Source organism: Verrucomicrobiaceae bacterium (genome assembly GCA_016713035.1).
GTDB lineage: Bacteria > Verrucomicrobiota > Verrucomicrobiia > Verrucomicrobiales > Verrucomicrobiaceae > Prosthecobacter.
In genome coordinates this window covers 406,102-429,896 of the sequence record JADJPW010000006.1, presented here as the reverse complement: position 1 = coordinate 429,896, position 23,795 = coordinate 406,102, and the positions used below count along the sequence as shown (strand labels likewise).

At 59.0% G+C, this 23,795-nt stretch carries 22 protein-coding genes; 12 read left to right on the top strand and 10 right to left on the bottom strand.

Translation table 11 applies throughout. The features are described 5' to 3' along the window. The first annotated feature begins 114 nt into the window (after positions 1-114). The 3 genes from IPK32_18990 to IPK32_18980 are packed head-to-tail and all read left to right on the top strand — an operon-like array spanning position 115 to position 5,694. Positions 115-1,455, top strand: a complete 1,341-nt coding sequence (locus tag IPK32_18990; GenBank protein MBK8093995.1) for a restriction endonuclease subunit S — start codon at positions 115-117, stop codon at positions 1,453-1,455. Continuing rightward, complete coding sequence (locus tag IPK32_18985; GenBank protein MBK8093994.1) at positions 1,445-2,494, top strand: virulence RhuM family protein; 1,050 nt, start codon at positions 1,445-1,447, stop codon at positions 2,492-2,494. The genes IPK32_18990 and IPK32_18985 overlap by 11 nt, the downstream gene beginning before the upstream one ends. Next, the gene (locus IPK32_18980; protein MBK8093993.1) at positions 2,491-5,694 is read left to right on the top strand and encodes a type I restriction endonuclease subunit R; all 3,204 of its coding nucleotides are present in this window, start codon (positions 2,491-2,493) and stop codon (positions 5,692-5,694) included. The genes IPK32_18985 and IPK32_18980 overlap by 4 nt, the downstream gene beginning before the upstream one ends. A gap of 46 nt (positions 5,695-5,740) precedes the next feature. On the opposite strand, the gene IPK32_18975 is transcribed toward IPK32_18980, so the two are convergent. The 4 genes from IPK32_18975 to IPK32_18960 are packed head-to-tail and all read right to left on the bottom strand — an operon-like array spanning position 5,741 to position 8,008. After that, positions 5,741-5,956, bottom strand: coding sequence for a hypothetical protein (locus IPK32_18975; protein MBK8093992.1), 216 nt, complete (start codon positions 5,954-5,956; stop codon positions 5,741-5,743). Between the two features lie 27 nt (positions 5,957-5,983). Beyond that, positions 5,984-7,003, bottom strand: a complete 1,020-nt coding sequence (locus tag IPK32_18970) for a TonB-dependent receptor (protein ID MBK8093991.1) — start codon at positions 7,001-7,003, stop codon at positions 5,984-5,986. Further along, positions 6,988-7,761, bottom strand: coding sequence for a TonB-dependent receptor plug domain-containing protein (locus IPK32_18965; protein MBK8093990.1), 774 nt, complete (start codon positions 7,759-7,761; stop codon positions 6,988-6,990). The genes IPK32_18970 and IPK32_18965 overlap by 16 nt, the downstream gene beginning before the upstream one ends. Next, positions 7,745-8,008, bottom strand: coding sequence for a hypothetical protein (locus tag IPK32_18960; GenBank protein ID MBK8093989.1), 264 nt, complete (start codon positions 8,006-8,008; stop codon positions 7,745-7,747). The genes IPK32_18965 and IPK32_18960 overlap by 17 nt, the downstream gene beginning before the upstream one ends. A 120-nt stretch (positions 8,009-8,128) precedes the next feature. Here IPK32_18960 and IPK32_18955 point away from each other — a divergent pair, with 120 nt between their 5' ends. Next, complete coding sequence (locus IPK32_18955; protein ID MBK8093988.1) at positions 8,129-9,181, top strand: MBL fold metallo-hydrolase; 1,053 nt, start codon at positions 8,129-8,131, stop codon at positions 9,179-9,181. A gap of 24 nt (positions 9,182-9,205) precedes the next feature. Here the strand turns inward: IPK32_18955 and IPK32_18950 are convergent, their stop codons facing one another. Then, positions 9,206-10,216, bottom strand: a complete 1,011-nt coding sequence (locus tag IPK32_18950) for a MoxR family ATPase (GenBank protein ID MBK8093987.1) — start codon at positions 10,214-10,216, stop codon at positions 9,206-9,208. A gap of 152 nt (positions 10,217-10,368) precedes the next feature. Between IPK32_18950 and IPK32_18945 the strand changes: the two genes are divergently transcribed. From IPK32_18945 to IPK32_18935, 3 genes are read left to right on the top strand one after another with little or no spacing between them, the layout of a single operon-like run. Next, complete coding sequence (locus IPK32_18945) at positions 10,369-11,679, top strand: type II secretion system F family protein (protein MBK8093986.1); 1,311 nt, start codon at positions 10,369-10,371, stop codon at positions 11,677-11,679. A gap of 26 nt (positions 11,680-11,705) precedes the next feature. Further along, positions 11,706-12,140, top strand: a complete 435-nt coding sequence (gene gspG, locus IPK32_18940) for a type II secretion system major pseudopilin GspG (GenBank protein MBK8093985.1) — start codon at positions 11,706-11,708, stop codon at positions 12,138-12,140. Positions 12,141-12,146: 6 nt separating this feature from the next. After that, positions 12,147-12,611: a prepilin-type N-terminal cleavage/methylation domain-containing protein gene (locus IPK32_18935; protein ID MBK8093984.1), complete on the top strand. Its 465-nt coding sequence runs from the start codon at positions 12,147-12,149 to the stop codon at positions 12,609-12,611. Positions 12,612-13,039: 428 nt separating this feature from the next. Here IPK32_18935 and IPK32_18930 read toward each other — a convergent pair whose 3' ends face one another. The 4 genes from IPK32_18930 to IPK32_18915 all read right to left on the bottom strand — a co-directional run bounded on the left by IPK32_18930 (position 13,040) and on the right by IPK32_18915 (position 17,704). Beyond that, positions 13,040-13,864 carry a hypothetical protein gene (locus IPK32_18930; protein ID MBK8093983.1) on the bottom strand — a complete coding sequence of 275 codons (825 nt, stop codon included), beginning with the start codon at positions 13,862-13,864 and terminating at the stop codon, positions 13,040-13,042. 282 nt (positions 13,865-14,146) lie between these two features. Next, positions 14,147-15,811 carry an extracellular solute-binding protein gene (locus tag IPK32_18925; protein MBK8093982.1) on the bottom strand — a complete coding sequence of 555 codons (1,665 nt, stop codon included), beginning with the start codon at positions 15,809-15,811 and terminating at the stop codon, positions 14,147-14,149. A gap of 14 nt (positions 15,812-15,825) precedes the next feature. Continuing rightward, positions 15,826-16,905: an ABC transporter ATP-binding protein gene (locus IPK32_18920; GenBank protein ID MBK8093981.1), complete on the bottom strand. Its 1,080-nt coding sequence runs from the start codon at positions 16,903-16,905 to the stop codon at positions 15,826-15,828. An 85-nt stretch (positions 16,906-16,990) separates the two neighbouring features. Continuing rightward, complete coding sequence (locus tag IPK32_18915) at positions 16,991-17,704, bottom strand: PEP-CTERM sorting domain-containing protein (protein ID MBK8093980.1); 714 nt, start codon at positions 17,702-17,704, stop codon at positions 16,991-16,993. A gap of 125 nt (positions 17,705-17,829) precedes the next feature. On the opposite strand from IPK32_18915, the gene IPK32_18910 reads away from it, so the two are divergent. Beyond that, positions 17,830-18,570 (top strand): hypothetical protein, encoded by a 741-nt coding sequence (locus IPK32_18910; GenBank protein MBK8093979.1) that lies wholly within the window; start codon positions 17,830-17,832, stop codon positions 18,568-18,570. Between the two features lie 222 nt (positions 18,571-18,792). On the opposite strand, the gene IPK32_18905 is transcribed toward IPK32_18910, so the two are convergent. After that, a complete protein-coding gene (locus IPK32_18905) occupies positions 18,793-19,617 on the bottom strand; it encodes a hypothetical protein (protein ID MBK8093978.1) in 825 nt (274 codons plus the stop codon). Between the two features lie 792 nt (positions 19,618-20,409). Between IPK32_18905 and IPK32_18900 the strand changes: the two genes are divergently transcribed. From IPK32_18900 to scpB, 4 genes are all read left to right on the top strand, one after another. Beyond that, complete coding sequence (locus tag IPK32_18900; GenBank protein MBK8093977.1) at positions 20,410-20,970, top strand: hypothetical protein; 561 nt, start codon at positions 20,410-20,412, stop codon at positions 20,968-20,970. Positions 20,971-21,129: 159 nt separating this feature from the next. Next, a complete protein-coding gene (locus tag IPK32_18895) occupies positions 21,130-21,984 on the top strand; it encodes a TIGR00730 family Rossman fold protein (protein MBK8093976.1) in 855 nt (284 codons plus the stop codon). A gap of 16 nt (positions 21,985-22,000) precedes the next feature. Further along, positions 22,001-22,948, top strand: coding sequence for an alpha/beta hydrolase (locus IPK32_18890; GenBank protein MBK8093975.1), 948 nt, complete (start codon positions 22,001-22,003; stop codon positions 22,946-22,948). A 268-nt stretch (positions 22,949-23,216) separates the two neighbouring features. Next, on the top strand, positions 23,217-23,780 hold the full coding sequence (gene scpB, locus IPK32_18885) for an SMC-Scp complex subunit ScpB (GenBank protein ID MBK8093974.1): 564 nt from the start codon (positions 23,217-23,219) through the stop codon (positions 23,778-23,780). Positions 23,781-23,795: the final 15 nt, after the last annotated feature.

Below are 23,795 nucleotides of genomic sequence, written 5' to 3'. Positions count from 1 at the left end.
AGGGGACTTCGGAACAGGTCGCACTGGAGGCCGTGAAGCGACGACTGGGGTGATTCCCGGTCGAGTAGCTCTGTCAGTTGGATGCCCTGACCTTAAACCACCCATTGGTTGGAAATGGACTTCGCTGAGCAGCATTGCGCAGCTCGAAAGCGGCACACACCCAGCCGAAAACATACCGAGTACTGGAATGGGGGTATTCCGTGGATCGGCATCAAGGACGCAACCGAAAATCACGGACGCACTCTGTTCGACACTAACCAGCATGTCAGCCAGCTCGGCCTCGAGAACTCGTCGGCACGTTTGCTTCCAGCCAACACGGTTTGTCTCTCTCGCACCGCTTCCGTTGGCTATGTCGTGGTCATGGGGTGCCCGATGGCCACGAGCCAAGATTTCGTGAACTGGGTCTGCGGCCCAAAGATCGAGCCTCACTATTTGAAATATGTTCTGCTTGCCGAAACGGAGGCGCTGTGGCGCTTCGCCAGCGGCACGACGCACCAGACGATTTACTACCCAGAGGCGAAGGCGTTCCACGTTTGTCTCCCACCCCTCGCCGAGCAAAAAGGCATCGCGAGAGTGTTGGGGGCGCTGGACGACAAGATCGAGCTGAACCGGCGGATGAATACGACGCTGGAGGCGATGGCGCGGGCGCTGTTCCAGAGCTGGTTCGTGGACTTTGATCCCGTGAAGGCCAACGCCGCAGGCGAGGGGTTCAACTCCCCTGGCCTGCCGCCCGATCTCTTCCCCGCCACATTCCAAGACTCCGAACTCGGCTCAATCCCGAAGGGGTGGCGCGTAGCTCAAGTGGGTGAAGTTGCGTCACGAATCGCGATGGGGCCGTTCGGTTCGCGAATCACTCGAGATAACTTTGTTCCAGATGGTGTCCCCGTAGTTCGAGGAGGAAACCTGACCAATGGCTTTGTGGATGATAACTTTGTATTTTTGACGGACGCCAAGGCCGACGACCTGAAGGCATCCGTCGCTCGTCCCCTGGATATTGTGTTCACTCATCGCGGCACTCTCGGACAAGTTGGCATCATTCCAATGAGTGCACGCTATCCCCGGTATGTTGTATCTCAAAGCCAGATGTTTCTCGCCGTAGATCGAGAGAAGCTTAGCCCTTGGGCTGCTTACTTGTTCTTCAGTTCATCGCAGGGGGAGGCAGCTCTTCTTGCCAATACCAGCACCACAGGAGTTCCCGCCATCTCGCGCCCGACGACCAGCCTGAAGGCTATCCAGCTTGTCGTGCCTCCAATATCCGTGGCTAATCGCTTTGATGAGCTCGTTCAGCCGCTTTTTCTGCAACGAGAGCAAATTGCCCATCAATCCCGGACCCTCGCCGACCTGCGGGACACGCTTTTGCCGAAGCTGCTGAGTGGGGAGTTGAGCGTGGCGGAGGCAACGTGTAAGCAGGACATCCATATACAACCTGGAGGGAGAAGAACCCATGAGCGATGAACCTTTGCCCAACTCCGAAATCATCCTCTACCAGACGGAGGATGGCCGCACGCGGGTGCAGTGTCGCTTTGAAAACGAGACGCTCTGGCTGACGCAGGCGCTCATCGGGGAGCTTTTCGACAAGGACGTGCGGACGATCAACGAGCATCTGGTGAACATTTTCGACGAGGGAGAATTGCGCCGGGAGGCAACTATCCGGAAATTCCGGATAGTTCGAACCGAGGGCAAACGGGAGGTGACGCGGGAGATCGAACACTACAATCTGGATGCCATTCTGGCCGTCGGCTTCCGGGTGCGCAGCCACCGGGGCACGCAGTTCCGCCAGTGGGCCATCGGGCGCTTGAACGAGTATCTGGTGAAGGGCTTCACCATGGACGACGAGCGGCTCAAGAATCCGCCGGGCAAGGGGCAGAAGGATTACTTCGACGAGCAACTGGAGCGCATCCGCGACATCCGCTCCTCGGAACGGCGCTTTTACCAGAAGGTGTTGGATATTTACGCGACGAGTGTGGACTACACGCCGAACACGGAGATGTCCCAGCAGTTCTTCGCCACTGTGCAGAACAAGATGCACTGGGCGGCGCACGGGCAAACGGCGGCGGAGGTGATCCATACCCGGGCGGATGCTGCGCTGCCCTTCATGGGCCTGCAGACAACGCGCCCCGGCGGCATCATCCGCAAGGAGGACGTATCCATCGCCAAGAATTATCTCGATGGCCAGGAACTCGACACGCTGAACCGGATCGTGATGGCCTACATCGAATTTGCCGAGCTGCGGGCGCTGCAACGCAAGGTGATGACGATGCGGGACTGGATCACCAAGCTGGACGAGTTCCTCAAACTCTCCGAGCACGAACTGCTAAGCCACGCCGGCAAGATCTCTGCCGAGCAAGCGAAGATGAAAGCGGAGCTGGAATACGAACGCTATCGCTCGCTGATGGATTCCCAGCCCCGAGCCGTGGACTTTGACTTTGAGAAAGCGGTGACGGAGCTGAAAAAGCTGCCTCGCCCCAAGAAACCCAAACCACCCAAGGAATGACCACCGAAGCCCAACTCGAATCCCTCTGCCTGGAATGGTTTCAGGATACTGGCTGGAGCTACCTCAATAGCTCGGACATGTCGCCGGATGCGGCCATCCCGGAGAGGACGGGCTACGACCAAGTGGTGCTGAGGAAGCGGCTGGTGGCAGCGATGGCACGGCTAAATCCAGGCATCCCCGCCAGCGCCATCGAGGATGCGGCGCATAGCGTCTGCACGCTGGATCATCCCTCGCTGATCCAGAGGAACCGGGCCTTTCACAAGCTGCTGCTGGATGGCGTGCGGGTGGAGTTCGCCCAAGGGGACAAGAAGGTGGTGGAGTATGTGCGGGTGATTGATTTCCATGAGTGGCGGGCAAACGACTTCCTGGTGGCGAGTCAGTTCACCGTGACGGGCACCAAGCAGCCACGCAGGCCGGACATTGTGGTCTTTGTCAACGGGCTGCCGCTTTCCGTCCTGGAACTCAAGAACCTGGGCAATGCACAGGTGGACCTCTGGGATGCCTATGACCAACTGCAAACCTACAAGGAGGAGATCAGCGACCTATTCATCTACAACCAGGCGCTCATCGCCAGCGATGGCATCACCGCGCGGGTGGGATCACTGACGGCGACGAAGGAGTGGTTCATGCCCTGGAAGGCCATCAGCAACGAGAACGACCGCCCGAAGCTGCAATACGAGCTGGAGGTGCTGGTGCGCGGGTTCTTCAACCCGGAGCTGTTCCTGTGCTACGTCCGGTTCTTTGTGCTCTTTGAGCAGAACGGCGACAAGATCACCAAGAAGATCGCGGGCTACCATCAGTTCCACGGGGTGCGGGAAGCGGTGCGCGTGACCTTGATCGCGGCGCATCGGGACAAGGATGGTGTGATCCGCGAGGAACGGGCCGTGTATGGCAAGGAGGTGGTGCCGGGCTCCAAGAAGGCGGGCGTCTTCTGGCAGACGCAGGGCAGCGGCAAGAGCATCTCCATGGTCTGCTACGCCGGGATGCTGATCCAGCAGCCAGAGATGAACAATCCCACGCTGGTGGTGGTGACAGACCGCAACGACCTGGACGGGCAGCTTTACCAGCAGTTCGCCAGTGCCCAGGAGCTGCTCAAGCAGTCCCCCGAGCAGGCGGAGAGCCGCGATGACCTCCGTGAGAAGCTGGCGGCCCGGCAGGCGGGCGGGATCATCTTTACCACGGTGCAGAAGTTTTCCCTGCTGGAGGGCGAGCAGAGGCACCCGAAGCTCTGCGAGCGTGGCAATGTGGTGGTGATCTCCGACGAGGCGCACCGCACGCAATATGGTCTGAGTGCCCGGCTGGTGGACGTGAAGGATAAGCAGACCAAGGAAGTGATCGGCAAGAAGTATGTCTTTGGCTATGCCAAGCACATGCGGGATGCGCTGCCGGAAGCGAGCTTCATCGGCTTCACCGGCACGCCGATCTCGGCGGAGGACCGGGACACGCAGGCGGTCTTTGGCGGCCATGTAAGCATCTATGACATCCAAGACGCCGTAGATGATGGTGCGACGGTGCCGATCTACTACGAGAGCCGTCTGGCACGACTGAACATCAACCGTGCGGAGATCGATGAGCTGAACAAGGAAGTGGAAGAGGTCATCGAGGACGAGGAGGACGTGGCCGCCCGCGAGCAGACCAAGAGCAAGTGGGCCGAGCTGGCGAAGCTGGTGGGTGCGGAACCGCGCCTCAAGCAAGTAGCCGCCGATCTGGTGGCGCACTACGAAACGCGAACCTCCGCCATTGAAGGCAAGGCGATGATCGTGTGCATGAGCCGCGACATCTGTGTGGAGCTTTTCGACAAGATCATCGCACTGCGCCCCGCATGGGCAGGAACGAAATTAACAAAGGATGGCAAGACCAGCGGCTACAACCCGGACGATGGAGCCATCCGCATCGTGATGACCGGCACGGCCACAGATCGTGCAGCGATTCAAGATCACGTCTTTACCAAGGCACAAAAGAAGACGCTGGAGCGCCGCTTCAAAGACCCCGCCGATCCACTCAAGCTGGTGATCGTGCGTGACATGTGGCTGACCGGCTTTGACGCCCCATGCTGCCACACGATGTATATCGACAAGCCGATGGAGGCGCACAACCTCATGCAGGCTATCGCCCGCGTGAACCGTGTCTTCAAAGACAAGCAAGGCGGGCTGGTGGTGGACTACATCGGCATTGCTGCGGCACTGAAAGCTGCACTCAAGACCTACACCGAAGCCAAGGGCAAAGGCCAGCCCACGCTGCGCTCCGGTGAAGCGCTGGCGAAGCTGATGGAGTGCATGGATCAGCTGCGCGGCCTCTTTCACGCCTTTGACTATCGGAAATATGAAACGGAAGCCATGAAACTGCTGGTGCCTGCGGCCAACCATGTGCTGGGATTGGAAAACGGGAAGAAGCGCTTCCTCGATGTGATGGCGAACATCACCAAGGCCTACTCCCTATGCAGCACGCTGGATGAAGCGGCAGAAGTGCGGAAGGAGATCGCTTTCTTTACCGCTATCCGTGGTGCCATCGTGAAATACACCACGGTGGACCGCAAGCGCACCGAAGAAGAGAAGAACTCCGCCCTGAAGCAGATCCTCGATAACGCTGTGGTGGCCGAAGGCGTGGCGGATGTGTTCTCGCTGGCAGGGATCGATAAGCCGAACATCGGCCTGCTGTCGGACAATTTTCTCGATGACCTGCGCCATACCCCAGCACGGAATCTGGCGGTCGAACTGCTGGAGAAACTGCTGCGCGATGAAATCAAAGCCCACACCAGAACCAACGTGGTGCAGGAGAAAAAGTACGGTGACCGACTACTGGAGACACTGCGAAAATACAACAGCCGCGCCATCCAAACGGCGCAGGTGATCGAAGAGATGATCCAGATGGCAAAGGACTTCGCTGCCGAGCTAGAGCGCAATAAGGAGCTGGGGCTAAATCCCGATGAGGTAGCTTTTTATATGGCACTGGCCGAAAACGAAAGCGCCGTGCGAGAGCTTGGCGACGCCACCTTGAAGAAGTTAGCCACGGAACTGACCGAGCAACTCCGCAAGAGCACCACAGTGGACTGGCAAGTGCGAGACAGCGTGCGGGCGAGGCTGCGGATTTTGGTTCGCCGTCTGCTGCGCCGTTACAAATATCCGCCAGACCTGGAGAAAGCGGCGATTGATCTCGTGTTGGAACAGGCAGAAACGCTTTCGGATGCCTGGAGTAGCTGATGTAAGTGCCCTCAAATACAAAACTGAGGTCATCCTGCCGTCTAAACTACTTTTCACCCTTCTTCTCCGTGATCTGCGATTCGGTGATTTTGGTCTCGATGGTTTGGTTGCCGGATTTCATTTCATCGGCGGCTTTTTTGGATAAAAAACCGAAGGTAAGCGCCGCGAATGCAACAACCAAAAGAAGGACGAGGGAACGGTAGGTGATGTGTTCGTCGAATTGCGTACGCAGTCCAGCCTGAGCTATCCACGACCATTGCATCAATGCCCCCATCGCACTCCTGACAGATCAGAAGGCTAGCTTCATCCCTAGCATGACTCCACGGCCAGCGAGGGGGAGTTGATCTTTGAGGAAGCTGGTGTGCTCACGGGCGACGGTGTCGGTGAGGTTCACCCCTTTCACAAAGAGGTCGCAGGTGGTGCCTTGAAGCTGGAAGCGGTAGTTCAGGGAGGCATTCAGCAAAAAGTAGCTGTCGGTGGGCAGCTCTGCGGCGGCGGTGCGGTGCTGCGGTGCGGCGTAGATGCCCTCCAGCCTTGCAGTGAGGCCGCCACGCTCGAAGACGAGGGCATTGGTGAGGTGGAAAGGCGGAATGCGCGGGAGTGAGCCTCCGCCATCGGCATTGCGGGCGCGGACGGCATCGGCGCGGATTTCCCAATGCAGATTGGTGTGTGCGTGCTGGTCCTTTTCCTCATGCACAGGATGCAGCAGATGGATCTGCGCCTCCAACTCGGCCCCGAGGAACTCCGCTCCAATGCCGCGATAGACGAATTCATTGAAGGCATCTGGCCCGACGAGGCGGACAACTCCCGTGGGCAGGAGGCCGAGGTAGTTCCCATAACGTGAGTAGTAGCCGCCGATGCTGCCGGTGAGCCAGCCGGTGCGCTTGCGCAGGTTCAGATCAAAGCTGAGGCTATTCTCGACTCCGAGGGATGGGTCTCCGACGAGGAAGCTGCCGGTGGCAGCGTGGGGGCCATTGGAGAAGAGTTCCTGACCGCTCGGGGCACGCTGCGCATAGGTCATGGTCAGTGCGGCGGAGTAGCGCTCGGTGGGCGACCACACGATGCCTGCGGAGGCACTCAGATTGTCAAAGCTGCGGCTCCGTGCAGGGCCAAAGGTGGGATTGTCCACCGATTCGACGCTGATGTGGTCATAGCGGGCACCGAATTGCAGTCGCAAGCGCTCGGCGGCACTCATTTCCTCGTAAATGAAGAGCGAGTTCGTCAGGGTGAGCGTGGATGGCATGAAGGCCTCTGCCCCGTCCATGAAGAAATCTGCCCGCTCGGACTGAAAGCCTACGACGCCCTCCATGCCCGCGATTTTTCGTGCTTCGCCTCGATACGCAGGTCGTAGCCATCGGTTTTGAAAACGGTGTTATCCATGCCGGTTTCAAATTCCGTGTGCTCGTAGTCCGACCAGGCGAAGCGCCAGTTGATCTCTTTGATGAGAGCGGTGGGCTTGTAAAAGGCGCCACGCAGATCGAGGCGTGATTGATAGAGGTCGATGAAGATGTCCTGCGCAGCAGGTGAGCCGTAGCGAGAGTGATATTCCGTCCAGGCAAAGCCGACGTAGCCACCATCCCACACGTGGCTCATGCCTGCGGTGAAGCCCTCCGCACGCAGATAGGTATTCGGTGCGACCTCGCCGCCGGGGAGGCGGAAGTCCTCTGCCGCCCGCGTGAAGCCCTCCACATGCGCGGCGAGTCCGTGGCCCAAGCCGCCATCGAGCGAGAAATGCGTCTGATAGCCCTGATCGACGCTGGTGAAGCGCCCACCCATGGAGCCACGCACGGTGCCTGCGGCGAGTTTTTCGTCGATGATGCGGCCATCGAGGGCATTCACCACGCCGCCGATGGCATTGGAGCCGTAGAGCAGCGTCGCGGGCCCGCGCACGACCTCGATGGATTTCAGGTTCGAGGTGTCGAAGCTCACTCCATGGTCAGGACTGGCGCTGGAGGCATCCATTGTGTTCAGTCCATTTTGCAGCACGCGGATGCGATCTGCCTCTAAGCCACGGATCACCGGCCTACTCGCCGCAGGGCCGAAATAGGTGCTACTCACGCCCGGCATACGACTGACCGTCTCGCCCAGTGATGCGGCACTGAAGAGCTGTGAGCTGCGTCGCGGCCATGATCGACGCTGCCTGTGCCTGCTCATGCAACGGACGCTCCAGCGGTGCGGTGATGACGACTTCATCGAGCGGGATGACCTCTTCTTCGTGATTGTGCGCTGGATCATGCTTCTGCGGCGTCTGCGCGGACAGAACAGAGGTTTGCGCCAGCAGGGCTAGTGTTAAGAATCGGGTTGGGAAGGCCATGCGCTGCCTTTTGCAGCCGTTGCGGAAAATGGCAAGTAATTTGCGTTAAAGAAGGATTTTCTTGTCCATTCGGACCGCAACAAGCAGACTGCTCTCGTCGTCTTTCCACTGCACCACGCTATGAAACTGCTCCTCACTGCCTTGCTCTGCCTCTCCACTGCTCTTTCCGCCCGTGACAAGACGCTGGATATTTACTGGATCGACTCGGAGGGCGGAGGCTCCACCCTCATCGTCACGCCAGCAGGTGAATCGGTGCTCATCGACACGGGGAATCCCGGTGGTCGTGATCCGGCACGCATTCAGAAAGTCGCCTCTGAAGTCGCCGGGCTCGATCACATCGACCACGTCATCATCACGCATTTTCATGCCGATCACTTTGGTGGCTTGGCTGAGCTGGCGGCGGCTTTTCCTGTCGGCACTCTTTATGACAAAGGCGTTCCAGAGGGCAGCCCGGATGGCAGACCGCAGGACATGCGCTGGACGCTGATGAGCCGCCCGTATCTCGACGCCAAAGTCGAAAAACGCGTCACACTAGCCGCTGGAGACACCATCCCGCTGAAACAGACAGAAGGCAGCCCGAAGCTGGTGCTGCGCTGCCTCGGAGCGAACCAGAAATTCATCCCAGCGCCCGAAGGCGCAGCGCAAAACCCGCTGAATGGCTCAGTGCCGCCGAAAGCGCCTGATACCAGCGATAATGCGAACAGCGTGGTGATGCTGCTGGAGTTCGGCGGCTTTCGTTTCTTTGATGGCGGTGATTTGACGTGGAATGTGGAGGAGAAGCTGGTCTCGCCCGTGAATCTCGTCGGCACGGTCGATCTCTATCAGGTCAATCACCACGGGCTCGATACCAGCAACAACCCGCTGCTCATCCGCAGCCTAGAACCCATCGTCAGCGTGATGAATAACGGCCCGCGCAAAGGCACCAGCAAATCCGCGATGGATGCGCTGAAGTCCGCCTCCACGATCCAGGCGATGTATCAAGTGCATGAAAATGTGCGCGAGGATGCCGAAAACACCGCCGATAAGCTCATGATCGCCAATCAGGGCGACCAGGGGGATGCGTGTGTGGCGCATCCCATCCACTGCTCCGTCAGTGTGGATGCGGCCAGCTACACGATCCACGTCCCGTCACAGAAACACAGCCGCAGCTTTCAGACACGCAGTAGCAAGTGATGCCGCACTCACGGCTCACTCCGCTCAGACTCGCGGCGCCTCGACGGTCTTCACCACAGCCGTGAGCATGTCATCCACACTCTGGCCACTGATGGCGATTTCTGGACTGAGCTGCACACGATGGCGCAGCACGGGCAGCACGGCACGCTTCACATCCGACGGCGTGATGAAGGTGCGACCTTCCAGCAAGGCGTAGGACTTCGCCACCCGCACGAGGCTGATCGCCCCACGCGTGCCAGCACCGAGTGAGATGGCACTGTGCTGGCGTGTGGCACGCACCAGATTCACGGCGTATTCGACCACGGCATCCACGGCCTGCACGTTCGCAGCCTCGGCCTGCGCGGCTAGGATGTCCTGCGGAGTGCAGACCTGTTGGACAGCACCCGTAGAGAGCCCACTGCCACTGGCACCCGAGGCCACCGCTTTGACGATCCAGGCCTCATGCTGCGTCTCTGGATAGTCGATGAGCACCTTGAGCAAAAAGCGGTCAAGCTGCGCCTCTGGCAGCGGATAGGTGCCCTCTTGCTCGATGGGATTCTGCGTAGCGAAGCACATGAAAGGCGGCTGGAGAGCGTGGCTCTCACCATCGATCGTCACCTGCGCTTCCTGCATCACCTCCAGCAGCGCGGACTGTGTCTTGGCTGGGGCACGATTGATCTCATCTGCCAGCAGCAGGTTCGCAAAGACCGGACCACGGCGGACACGGAAAGTCTGGCTACCAAGGTCAAAGAGCGTATGCCCAGTCACATCCGACGGCATCAGATCCGGCGTGAACTGAATGCGTCGAAAAGCCCCGCCAAAGGTGCGACTGAGTGCCAGCACGAGATGCGTCTTGCCCAGGCCGGGCTTTCCCTCCAGCAGCACATGGCCACCAGCCAGCAGCGCCGCTAGCACCTGGTGCACCACTTCATCCTGGCCCACAAAGACCTGCGCCACAGCTCTGCGGATACTCTGGAGCATCTGAGTGCTCGCTGGAATGGCTGGAGCTGGAGGTGGCGCATACGCAGAGGCCGGTGGAGGCGGCGGCTCGAACATGGGTGCTTCAGCGACGGCGGGTACGGCTGCGGGATCAGGATTCATGATGCGGCGCACTCCATAAACCGTGACGAAGCGGTGGCAACCACGGCGGCGATGCATTTTTCGCTTCGCAAGACGGCCTAGCCCTGCTTTGATCCACCACATCGCGCATGCCGAGCTTTACCTACACCGCCACATCTGCCTCCGGGGAGTCCAAAAAGGGCTCCATCGACGCGAATGACCGCGGAGAGGCCGTGCGGAAGCTCTCACGCATGGGATTACGCGCCAGTGCCCTGAGCCAGCTCGGAGCGTCCACAGCGGCTCCTGTGGCATCCAGCACGAAAAGTGGCAAAAAAGACACCTCAGCCGCTCCTGGAGCCGAATCGGCCCTGGGTGCTCTTTTTTCCAAATTGAAGGGCACGCCCGAAAATGGCCGAATCCACTTAAAACACGCTCAAGTCATCGCATTCACCATCGAGCTCTCCAACCTGCTCGCCGCAGGATTCCAGATCGATCAGGCACTCGGAGCGATGGAGAAAAGCAGTGAGATCACCACGCGCACCATGTCTGTCCGCTTGCGTGAGCTGGTGCGTGACGGCGTACCGCTCTCCAATGCCCTGCCGCAGGTTTCTGACTCTTTTGGCCCGCTGTTTTGCAACATGATCGCGGCGGGAGAGAGCAGCGGCCAGCTCGATGCCATCCTTGATCGCCAGGTGAAATACCTCAGCCTCATGGAGGAACTGCGGTCGAAATTCCTCGGAGCACTCATCTACCCGGCCTTCCTCGCCGCCACGGGCTTCGCCCTGGGCATCGTGATGATCACCTACCTGCTGCCGAAGCTCTCCGTGCTCATCAACAACAGCAGCAAGACGCCACCGCTGCTGCTGACCTACCTCATGAAGCTCTCCGACTTCCTGCGGAACGAATGGTGGCTGCTCCTCATCGCCGTGGGCATCCTCATCCTCGCGGGATTCGCACTGGCGCAGATTCCCGCCGTGCGCTTGGCCTGGTATAAGTTCATCTACAAAACCCCTGTCGTCGGCGAGCTCATGCGGGCACGTCATGAGCTGCAGTTCCTCGAAACACTCGGCTCCCTGCTTCACAGCGGCCTCGCCATCACTCAGGCCCTGCATTTGCTCAAAGGCACGGTCAGCAATCCGTTCATCCGTCAGCAGTTCGATGTGATCGAGCACATGGTGCAGGAGGGTGAGCACCTCAGCACAGCCCTGGGCCGCACCCAGGCACTCCCACCACGCTCCATCGACATCATCCGCCTCGGTGAAGAAACCGGAAACCTAGCCGAAGTCGCCACGAAATCTGCCGGGCGGCTCGATGGCCAATTCAGCCGCCTCGTCGAGCGTGCCACCGCCTTCATCCAGCCTTGCATCCTCGTCATCATGGCGGTAGTCGTAGGCACCATCGTCTATGCCATCATCGATGTGGTGTTCTCGACCCTCAATCAAATCGGCAACCGGCGCTAACTCTGTTTTTTCATCCCACTCACGTTATGAAAACCAAACACCTCCCCCCTTCCCTCCTCGTCCGTGGCTTCACCCTGCTGGAGATCATGGTCGTCCTCCTCATCATCGGACTCCTGCTCGCCGTCGTCGCGGGTGGCCTCACCGGTCTGCAAACCAGCGGTGAAATGACCGCCACAGATGCCAAAGTATCGGGCATGCGCTCCATGCTGCTCGCTTACAAAACCCAAGGCGGCAGCTACCCCACCCAGGGCCAGGGACTCATGGCTCTGCATCGTAAGCCCAGCGATCCCGCGCCGAAGCGCTGGGTGCAGTCCATCGCGAATGAAAAAGACCTCAATGACGCCTGGGATCACCCTCTGCAATACCGCTACCCCGGCACGCACAATCCCACCAGCTTCGACATCTGGTCCATCGGCCCCGATGGCCAAGACGGCACGGGAGATGAAATCGGTAACTGGTAACGAGGGATGAAGCTCCAACATGCAGCACGCTCCGCCGCACGCGGCTTCACGCTGCTGGAGATCGCTGTCGTGCTGGTGATTGCCATGCTGCTCATCGGTATCGGAGCGGTGATGGCATCCAGCATCATGAACGAGAACGCGATGCACAAAGCCGTCACGCAGATCGAAGTGCTCGGGGCTGAGGCCGTGCGCCGAGCCTCCACCACGCGGCGGCAGCAGGTCATCCTCTTCCACGAAGACCGCTGCGAGCTCGTGGATGAAGCCAGCGGCTCAATCCGCAGCGTGGCCTATCCCGCCAATGCACAAATGACGCTCCAGCGCTATTTCGATACAAAAACCACACCAGCAGAAGGCCAATCACTCCGCGTCCTGCCAGGATGCCTCCTGGAGCCCCTTTCCCTCACCCTCACCTCCTCCAGCGGCGAGTTCCAATTCGGCCTCGATCCACTCACCGGCGGCTTTCAGCGCTAAAGGCACACGCTGGACGTCGGGCAATTAGAAGGATCTTGCTTTCGACACAGCTAAGCCTGGCAAGGGCAAGACCACATTCTCAAAAAGAATGTCTGAAATGACCAGCGAGCGCGGCGGCCTCAGTGGCAAGGAATGAGAGAGGATGCTTCCCCGTCGCCGGGAATCGGACAGATTTTGTGAGTAGCGGTCCAGGTCGTCCTTCGCAAAAATGGGCACAGTGCCTCACAATCGTGAGACCGACTCCCAATTCTCATCGGCCCATTTTGGCCGCTGATCGCCGCTTTGGCCCGCTTTGAGGCCCTTTTTGGCACCTTCCGCACCCTTTTCAGCCTCCCGGGCACCGCCTTGCCCCGATCCCGCTCCCCTGATTCGCATTCCCGGCTTGTTCGTTCGTTTCGAGAGTGAGAATCGCGTCACAAAAGTGAGAATTAAAGACCAGCAGGATGACGAGCAACGAAGCCAGCCATGCTGCGGCTCTTCACACGCCATCTCGGGCCCTCGCCCACGCTACCACCGCTGGTGTCCATGCGCAGTCCGCAGATCGTCATGAACACATGCTCCCCTGGCTTTACCCACACCGTGATGAAGCGGCCCTGACCCGCTTCGCCATAGTTCATGAAAGCACCGCTGGCCAAAGGCGCCTTCAACAGCCCCGCTTTGATCAGCACATAGCTCACGCTGCCACTGCAATCATACGCACTGTCTTCCACGCTGGCGTGGCCACCACCGCGCAGGTAGGGCTTGTTCTGAATCTTATTAGCCGCATACACCGCATGCTGCACCGCCGCAGGAGCACCGGAAGCGAGTGAAGCAAAACGACCATCAAAACGGATCGAGGAAGAGCCACCACCGCCGATGGCCGCCTGCGGAGCTGCCTGACGAGGAGCGGGAGCCGCCTGGCGTGGAGCCACAGCGACCGCACGCGGAGCAGCCTGCTGCTGACGAGGAGCACGGCCCGCTGCGGCCTGCTGGGCGTGGTAAGCCGCCCAGGCGGCTTGGTTCTGGGCATAAGCCTGCTGCTGGCGGTGGTAGGCAGCCCAAGCGGCCTGGTTCTGGGCATAGGCCTGTTGCTGGGCTTGATAAGCAGCCTGAGCCTGAGCGGCGGTGTAGTTGCCAGCGGCGTAGTAGCCGTTTTGGGCCTGTGAGGAAGAGGGCGCTGCCAGAACGAGCAGGAGGAGGCAGAGGGAAGCCAGAGCAGCGAAAGCAGTGCGTAGAGCAGAGCTGAGGGCGAGTGGAGCGACGGATGGATGCATGGCTGTTGCGTATTATGGAAAATATATATTCCATAAATTCCATATCAACCATCCCTCATAGAAATGTGCTAATTACGTAAATTTGAGAAAAGAGACCGCATGACGAAAACATGTGATTGGAAAACCTGCTGCAGAAGCTCAGAGCCTTATGGAATGGGCCAATGGCAGGCAAAATCATCCGTCTTGAAGCTCCCCTAGCAAGTGCGCCAGGTTGGGCTTTGAAAACCCAAACAGCTTGCTGGCCTATCCCCTGTTAGTATCACGCAAAATTCGCCCCGCTGCTCACTCACCGCGCAGGGCCATTTGCAGTGCTTTTTCGTATTGATTGCGAAAGGTATCGCTGAGTTGGCGGGCGAGGCGAGCCTCCTGGATTTTATCGCGGGAAGAGAGCGTGGCGCGAATGCTGCCTGTGGCGCTGTCATAAGGCACGCGGGAGAGGTCCTGCATGACGATGAGTGCCCGCTCGGCGGGCTTGCTATGGCTGTGGATGGCCTGCCACGCGGCTTTGAGCTCCTCATGCGGATCGACGCATAATACGCGGACGAGGAAACGAATGGAACTGAATGCCGCAGCGGTCAGCTCTGGCCGGTAAGTGAATGATTTCGCTTTCTCAAATGGCATCTCGTCTGCGTCACTCATGTGTTTCAGATTCTCAGGTGTGTAAAAATCACGCCGCACGCTGAGACGGCGCAGCGCCTCTGCACCAGGGCCGCCGGGCTCACCTGCGCGGTAGCACCAGAGCCGCTGCCCTTCATCACTGAGCACGAATTCGATGAAAGCCGTCGCTAACTCGGCATCTGCCGCACCGCGAAACATCCCGATGGGATCGACACTGACGCTCGTGCCGCCCTGAGGTGAGATAAAGCCGATACGACAGGTGCCGTCCTCTCGCTTCCCCGCATCCTCCTGCGCCCGGCGGCCGTAGAAGTCGATGCACATGCCCGCAGCGGCTTCGCCACGCAGGACATCGAGTGGGATCTTGGTGGAGGTATCGGAAAAGTAGCGAGCGTTTGCCGCGATGCGCTGAATGAGTGCGAGGCCATTCGTCCAGCCCTGGGCGAGTTTTCCTTCGGCGGAGAGTTTTGTATATGCGGCATTGGCCATGGCGGCCTGCATTTCTTGCTGGAGTAGCATCTCGAAGACCTTTGCGACGCTACCGCTCTTGGCGGGATCTGTGAGTGCGATCTGGCCAAAGTAACGCGGATCGGCCAGATCGGACCATGCCGTGGGTTCCTTTTTGATTCCGAGCCGCTGGAGCACGTCTTTGTTATAAACGATACCACTGCTGGAGATGCAGGCACCGCTCCAGCGGCCCTTCGGATCACGGAAGGGCTCCCCGCTGACATTTTCAGGAATCGCCGCATCGGTGAACCAGGCGGGATTTTTCTTCATGAGGGAGGTGAGGCCGGTTTTTTCGCCATCACCAGCTACGAGCGTGCCTGCACGGGCCTGGGACTCGAAATCATAGGAACCGCCCCCGAAGAAGACATCCACGCCGATGCCAATGTTGGAGGCCAAAAAGGCCCGCCGTGCCTCGCTGTCACTTTTGTCAGAAAGGAAGCTCTGTGCGATGTCAGGGCTCCACTCGCGGCCCAGGTCACGCTGCCAGTGCTGCTGGAAGGCGGCGGTGTACTCGCTCTTGAGCAGCGCAGCGATCTCTGAGGTGCCGCCAGGCACACGCCAGTCGATGTAGAGCACCTGCCCTGTTCGCTCACGCCATTTCGCGGCGAAGGCAGGCCCGAATGCATCGCGGATGAGTCCCGGATGCGGCGTCATGATGACGAGTCTGCGATCAAAATGGCGCGGAGAGGTGCTAGCCGCCGGTTTGAGCAAAAAAGGACCGATCAGCACCAGCAGCATCGCCATGCTTACTCCTACCTCTTTGCGCCGAGGGGCGACCCAGGCGGCGGCTTTTTGCACGAGCGGATGTTCCAGCAGCTTTCTCATGATGGCTGTGTGGTTCACTTGCGGATGATGACGACATCGAACATCGGTGCCATCACGCGCACGTCTTCATCCGATGGAGTGCGCACGGCGTAGGGGTTCATCTCGCAGACTTTGAGGACGGTGCCGTTTTGCATCTGGAGCTGATACTGCGCGGTGGAGCCAAGATAGGTGGTGTCGATGATCCGGCCAGGGAGACGATTCGGACTATCAATGACGTGGTGAAAGGTCAGCGACTCCGGCCGGATGCTCAAGATGACCGGCTGGCCCGCTGTCGGCACCCAGTCACTGGTATGCAGACGGCCACGCAGCACTCCACAGGGCGTCTCCACGTCATAAAAATTCTCCCGGCTGCTCTCGCGGATGAAGCGACCTTCGAGGATGTTCGTTTCACCGATGAACTCGGCCACCATGCGAGAGGAGGGATGGCGGTAGATTTCCTCCGGCGTGCCGACTTGAGCCAGATGTCCCGCCTCCATCACCGCCATGCGATCTGCCATGGATAGAGCCTCATCGCGATCATGGGTGACATAGACCGCTGTGAGTCCGTGGTGCTTGCAGATGCGGCGGATCTCCGCACGCATTTCATGGCGCAGCTTCGCATCCAGATTGGACAGTGGCTCATCGAGTAGCAGGCACTTGGGCCTGATCACCAGTGCCCGCGCCAGCGCCACACGCTGCTGCTGGCCACCGGAGAGCTGCTGGATCTTCCGTGAGCCCATGCCTCCGAGCTGCACCTGATCCAGCGCCTCTGCCACGCGGTGCTCGATCTCCTGCTGCGACCGCCGCCGCTCCTGGAGACCGAATGCGACATTCTGCGCCACATTGAGATGCGGCCACAGCGCATAGCTCTGAAACATCATGCCCGTTTCCCGCTGATGCGCAGGCACCTGCGTCACATCCGCTTCATCGAAGAAAATACGGCCACTGTCCGGTGTGTAAAAACCTGCGATATGCCGCAGCAGCGTCGTTTTACCGCAGCCGCTCGGCCCTAGGAGGAAAAATAGCTCTCCTGCGGCGATTTGCAGGTCCACACCACTCAGCACAGTGCTGCCGCTGAAGCGTTTCGTGAGTTCCTGGATTGTGATGGTGACCATGCGGCGGCGTAAAAAGGTGAACCCCGGTTGTAGGGGGACGATCCGCCGTGGTCAAGAGATCATCCACTCACGTCCATATCCATCCCTAGCATGACCTGCGCCGCCTGATCAGCAGTCCCAATGCACTCGCCATCAGCAATACTCCCCGTGTCGGCTCCGGTGCATGAGCCACCTCGAAACTGATCGCCTGCCCACTGAAGATGCCATTCAAGTCCTCTTGCCGATATCCATAACTCGTGGCCGCCGTCGTCGCTGTGTAGCTAAAAGGTTGCGCCACTGCCGTCGTTGTCGGATTGCGGATGGAGTTGGCCGTGAGCACCAGATTCGGATTCCAAGATGTCGTCGTATAGGGCGAAAGCTCCCCTTCTCCGATAAAGGTCGTCAGCTCACCATTGTTGAAGGTCTGCGCCGGAGCCAGCCAGCGTCCGAAGACTGGCTTATCAAAGGTGTAGGTCCAGGTCACGGGGCCACCGCTCACGGCGGGTTGCAGCAGCGACATCGTCGCCCACGCACGAGAATCAGGATTTGAGCCATAAGGCTCTGCCGTCACCGTGACATGGATACCCGCCAACTCAGTCGAGACAGCTCCCAGATCAAAATTGGACACCACCACCCCAAAACCATCAATGTCCGAGTCATAACTGGTAAGCCCCAGCATTGACAAATTCACCGAGAAATAAGCCGTGGATGCCAGCAAAGGCGAGGCCAGCGATAGGAAGCAAAGAGCAATGAATGAAAAGGCAGCGCGGAGGGAGGAATTATAACAAACCATATTTTCAATAAATTCCAGTCTTGCCAAGGATCAAGGCTTTTGGTTCGTAAAACGTGACTTTTTCAAAAACTAATATTTCACAGCTAATTAATATTTGAAAAAACTAAGCGCTTCGCAAATATGAACCAACTCACCACTCTTGATTTTCAAAAATGCGAAACGCTCCTTTGGACACCTACAACTTTAAACAGGTCAATTTCACCCAATTCATCCTTATACTAACATTCCTGTTCAGCAGCGGATTGACGCCATCCTTCGCTGTAAGCGTTCTTTGGGACACCGACTTTTCCCTTCTACCCGTCACCCCCGGAGCGAGCGTCAACAATACGACAAATCCTTGGTGGCAAAGCTCCTCTCCCAAAAGTCGATTTCTGATCGATGACAACCTGCTGGTCATCGCCTCCCAACCAGGACATATCCTCAGCAATATCAATCCGATCTTGATTGGTGGCAATGGGGACGTCGTCCTGGAATTACTCATTCGCACAGACGAGCCCAGCACACTCAGCATCCGAGCAAACAGCGGCATCTTTGACTCGGTCGGTGGTGTAATCCGTGGCGACACATTAGAGGTGCCATCCATCGACGAACCCACCTTTTCCTGGGTCACCTTTCGCTGGCAGCAGCAGCTAGCAGATAGCTACCAAGACTATAGCATCTGGGGAGAAGAGGCCACCGCCACCGCGACCTCCTCCGCCACATCCACGCCCCTTACCTTCTCCCTCGCCTCGATTGATAACCCCTTCTACTTAGCCGCTGCTCGACTCACATTCACGGCCACTGCAGCACCTGAGCCTAGTCGAGGACTCCTTATCTTCTGCGGACTCGCATTCCCACTGCTACGCCGTAAACGCTCCGCCATCCAGATGGCCAAAAAACGGAGAATTTCTTGAGGCTGAACGATGTGCCTCACAACCGTGAGAGCGACTCCCAATTCTCATCGGCCCATTTTGGCCGCTGATCACCGTTTTGGCCCGCTTTGAGGCCCTTTTCGGCACCTTCCGCACCCTTTTCCGCCTCCCGGGCAGCGCTTTGCCCCGATCCCGCTCACCTGATTCGCATTCCCGGTTCGTTCGTTCGTTTCGAGAGTGAGAATCGCGTCACAAAAGTGAGAATTAAAGGCCAGCAGGATGACGAGCAACGAAGCCAGCCATGCTGCGGCTCTTCACACGCCATCTCGGGCCCTCGCCCACGCTACCACCGCTGGTGTCCATGCGCAGTCCGCAGATCGTCATGAACACATGCTCCCCTGGCTTCACCCACACCGTGATGAAGCGGCCCTGACCCGCTTCGCCATAGTTCATGAAAGCACCGCTGGCCAAAGGCGCACGCAACAGTCCCGCTTTGATCAGCACATAGCTGACGCTGCCACTGCAATCATAAGCACTGTCTTCCACGCTGGCGTGGCCACCGCCGCGCAGGTAGGGCTTGTTCTGAATCTTATTAGCCGCATACACAGCATGCTGCACCGCCGCAGGAGCACCGGAGGCGAGGGAAGCAAAACGACCATCAAAACGGATCGAGGAAGAGCCACCACCGCCGATGGCCGCCTGCGGAGCTGCCTGACGAGGAGCGGGAGCCGCCTGGCGTGGAGCAACAGCGACCGCACGCGGAGCCGCAGCCTGCTGCTGACGCGGAGCACGGCCCGCAGCAGCCTGTTGGGCATGGTAAGCCGCCCAAGCGGCTTGGTTCTGGGCATAAGCCTGCTGCTGGCGGTGGTAGGCAGCCCAAGCGGCCTGGTTCTGGGCATAGGCCTGTTGTTGGGCTTGATAAGCAGCCTGAGCCTGAGCGGCGGTGTAGTTGCCAGCGGCGTAGTAGCCGTTTTGGGCCTGTGAAGAAGAGGGCGCTGCCAGAACTAGCAGGAGGCAGAAAGCGGCCAGAGCAGCGAAAGCAGTGCGTAGAGCAGAGCTGAAGGCGAAGGGTGTGGCGAGGAGGAGCATGGCAGATGCGTTGTTATGGAAAATATATCCTCCATAATAACCACATCAACTATTTCTCATAGAAATGTGATAAATTCGTAAATTTGAGAAAACCGACCTCGCGAGAAGCTCCTAGCTGTTCGAATAGGCCGTATAGGTCCTATGGGGCCTATTCGACCTATCCGACTTATCCGAACGCACCCTTCAATTAAGAGCCCCCTCGGAAACGGCGTTCCTGTGTACACCAACCTTGCCAGAGGCAAAAGAGCGCCTAGTATCTACCCGCAGTTTTCAGAGCAGCCCCCTTACCGCTCCGAAGCCGCGCCCCCTGACCGCGAAACAAACCTGAATGCGCCTTCTCGTCTCTCCTGACGGCGCAGGATGTGCCCTCTCGCCCGGATGTGTGATCCGCTGGGACGCCGCTTCGTGATGTCCGCCTTCACGGACAGATTTGAGCATCCGGGACGGTACCCACCGGCGCTGGAGACTGTGCCCGCCACCTGCGGCACCGCACCGGCCCCTTTTCCCAATCGGCCCCTGCGGAGCCTGGCTGACATGCGCGGACGAGGCCTACCATGCCTGTCCGCTGCCCGCCTCAGCCCCTGCCGCCGTGATCCGAGGCCCTGCTAAACAACCGAACCCAATACAAGCACCTAGATAAACATGTCCTATAACAACGAAAACAACGGCAATCGCAACCGTAACCGCCGCCGCCGCGGACGCGGCAGCCGACACGGCTCACCTGGCAGTGAATCCAACGGTGGTCGCCCTGCCTTCAAGACCATCGACGAACGCAGTGGTTTCGAGAAGCTCATGAACAAACTGAGCCTCGGTATCTTCTGCAAACCAAAGACCTCCAGCAGGCCCCAACAGGCTCCGAAGACGAATGTTACCATCGTCAGCTCCGCAGGTGGTCCAAGCTCCGGCAATGCGCCACGCCAGCCCCGTGCTGAGGGTGGTGGGCAGCCTCGTCCACCGCGTGAGCCCCGTGCTCCACGTGAGTACGTGCCAGCCGTGCCTGCGGATGTGAACACAGAACGCCTCTATGTGGGCAATCTGAGCTACGACGCTACGGAGAGTGATCTCTTTGAGCTCTTCCAGGGAGTGGGCAGCGTGAAAAACGCTGAGGTCGTAGTCCATAGCCGCACGCAACGTTCCAAGGGCTTTGCCTTTGTGACGATGGGCAGCGTGGAGGAGGCCCGCCGTGCGGTGCAGGAGCTTACCAACAAGGAATTCATGGGACGTCCGCTCCAAATCAGTGGTGCAAAGCCCAGCAATCGCTCTGACCGCGATGACGCTGGCGAGTCCCACCGCGACGAATCCGAAGTGGAAGCCGCTGAGGAGGCCGCAGCCAAAGCTGCATCTGCCGCTTAAGTGATGGCAGAGTTCCTTTTTTCGTGAACGACACCGAGCGCAGGCCACTATGGCCTGCGCTTTTTTTCGCCTACTCACGGGTTCATTTCCTTGAAAAGAATGTGTAATTTCCACTGAACAAGCAGACTCGATGCGCATCTACTCTTTCATCAGCTTTTTATGACTCCCCCCATTATCCAAGATCGCGAGAAAGATCCCTCCCACACGCTCGGCGGCGCTTCGGTGCCTCCACCGACACCGCAGGAGAAACGTGAAGAGGATAAATACTGCTCCGAGCTCGTTGATCGCGTCCTTTTGCGTGGGCCGAATCCACGACTGAAGGAATTCTCGCTGCTCATCAGTGTGGTCGCGGACTTTTTGCGCGGATTCCGTGCTCTGCACTTTGTGGGACCATGCGTGACGGTCTTTGGCAGTGCTCGCTTCGATGAAAATCACCGGTACTACAAACTGGCTCGGCAGATGGGTGCCGCGCTCTCCAAAATGGGCTTCACCGTGATGACTGGCGGTGGCCCAGGGATCATGGAGGCCGCCAATCGCGGCGCGAAGGATGTACGAGGCCGGAGTATCGGCTGCAACATCAAGCTCCCCTTTGAACAAAGTCATAATCCCTACCTCGACCGCTGGGTCACGATGGAGCACTTCTTTGTGCGCAAAACATTGCTCATCAAATACAGTTACGGCTTCATTATTTTGCCCGGTGGCTTTGGCACGATGGATGAGATGTTTGAGGCGCTGACACTCATTCAGACCAAAAAAATCCGCAACTTCCCCATCGTCATCATGGGTTCAGAGTTCTGGGGAGAGATGCGGCAGTTCATGGATGCGATGCTCGCGGGCGGCACGATCAGCCCAGAGGACTTGCAGCTCTTTAAATGGACGGACGACATCGATGAAGCAGTGGCCCACCTCGAAGAGCACGCCGTGAAGCAATTTGGACTCACGATTGCCCGAGGCATGCCACACAGCTCATCACTGCTGGGCGAGCAGGAGCTCGTCATCACGGAGCCATTCTGATTTCTCCAGCCTGCACATGTCCGATCACATCATCACCCTACCAAACGGCCGGAAGCTGGGTTACGCCGAATACGGCGACCCACACGGTGAAGTGGTGTTCTACTTTCACGGTTGGCCTTCTTCGCGTTTGCAGGGCAGCCTTTTTGATGAGCAGGCTAGAGAGAGGGGGCTCCGCCTTATCTGCCCAGATCGACCAGGTATAGGCCTCTCCGAGGCACAGCCGGGGCGCACACTCACGGACTGGCAGCACACGCTCACTGCGCTGGCGGCTCATGTAGGCGCGGATAATTGGCACGTTCTCGCTTGGTCTGGTGGCGGGCCTTATGCATTGGCGACAGCGCTATTGCTGCCAAAACGCGTGCTCAGTGTCAGCATCATCTGCGGAGCCCCTCCGCTGAAATTCCTCGGCGACCGAGAGATGTTCTGGATCTACCGCGTCATGATCCAGCTACGCAGCCTCTTCCCCACGGTGCTCGCAGGCATCCTGAAGCTGGGTGGTCGTATCGCACGCGGCAGACCAGATCGCTTCCCTCTGACATTGCTCATGCGCATGCTCGGAGAGGAGGACCGCCGGGTGCTGCTCCTGCCTGGGATCTTTGACGTCGTACGGGCAGCCACACTCGCCGCGCTGGACAGGCCTGCGGCGGATGTCATCGCGGATGCAGACATTTATCTGCATGAGTGGGGCTTTGAAGTCAGCCAGATCACCGCTCCCATCCGCTTTTGGCATGGGAAGCAGGATAAAAACATCGACTGGTCCTACACACAGCGCCTAGCCTCACTGCTGCCGCATGCCACGACGCACTGGTCTGAGAAAGATGGCCACTACTCGCTGCCAGTGACACATGCCGAGGCTGTCCTGGATGCGATCCGCCCACTCCCACCGGCCTCCCCCACCCAACAAGCCAACCAGGGACGACCAGACGGCCTGATGACGCAGATTCTCAAGTCGATCCGCAAGTGAGCCCTGAGGTGCCCGGACTCCCCGTTTTGGCCCTCCACCTTCCGCTGGCAGGTCGAGTCAAAATTTGACTCCCGTGCATGCCTCGCTTGAGAGTGCCCGCCCTAACATGGAACTCACCCCGATCGTCGAAGCCCTTCTTTTTGCCTCCCAGGAGCCCCTGGGCCTGCCACAGATGTGCACGGCGGTCAAAGAGACTGCCAAAGACATCCGTGAGGCCGCTACCGGTGAAGATGGCGTCTGTACCGCTCCTGAGTGGGTCGCACCCCTCATGGACACGACGGAGGAGCAAATCCGCGCGGCTATCGACACGCTAATCCTGCGCTATGAGGAGGAGAAGCATTCATTCACCCTGGCTGAGAGGGCGAATGGCTGGCGTATCTGTGCACGCGGTGAATATGCCGAGTGGTGCCGCGCTCTCTACCCTGGTAAAAAGATCCAACGCCTCAGTCAGCCAGCGCTGGAGACTCTGGCCATCATCGCTTACCGCCAGCCCATCACCAAAGCAGGTGTCGAGGCCGTCCGTGGCGTCTCCGTCGATGCGATGATGCAGCAGCTTGTCGATCGCGGTCTGGTGAAAATCGAAGGCCGGGCAGATCTACCTGGCCGCCCGCTCCTTTACGGCACCACGGAGGCTTTCCTCGATCATTTTGGCGTCAAATCGCTCGATGAGATGCCGAACTCCCAGGAGCTCCGCCGAGTGAAACTCCCCGCGGCTGAGTCCGAGCAGCCGGGTGCCAGTTCCTCGCCCCAGGAGGAGCAGCTCGCCCTCGCCCCTGTCGCACCTGCTGCCACAGCCACACCGGCTAGTGACGCTGATTCTGGCGAAGAATAATTTCCCTACCCTACG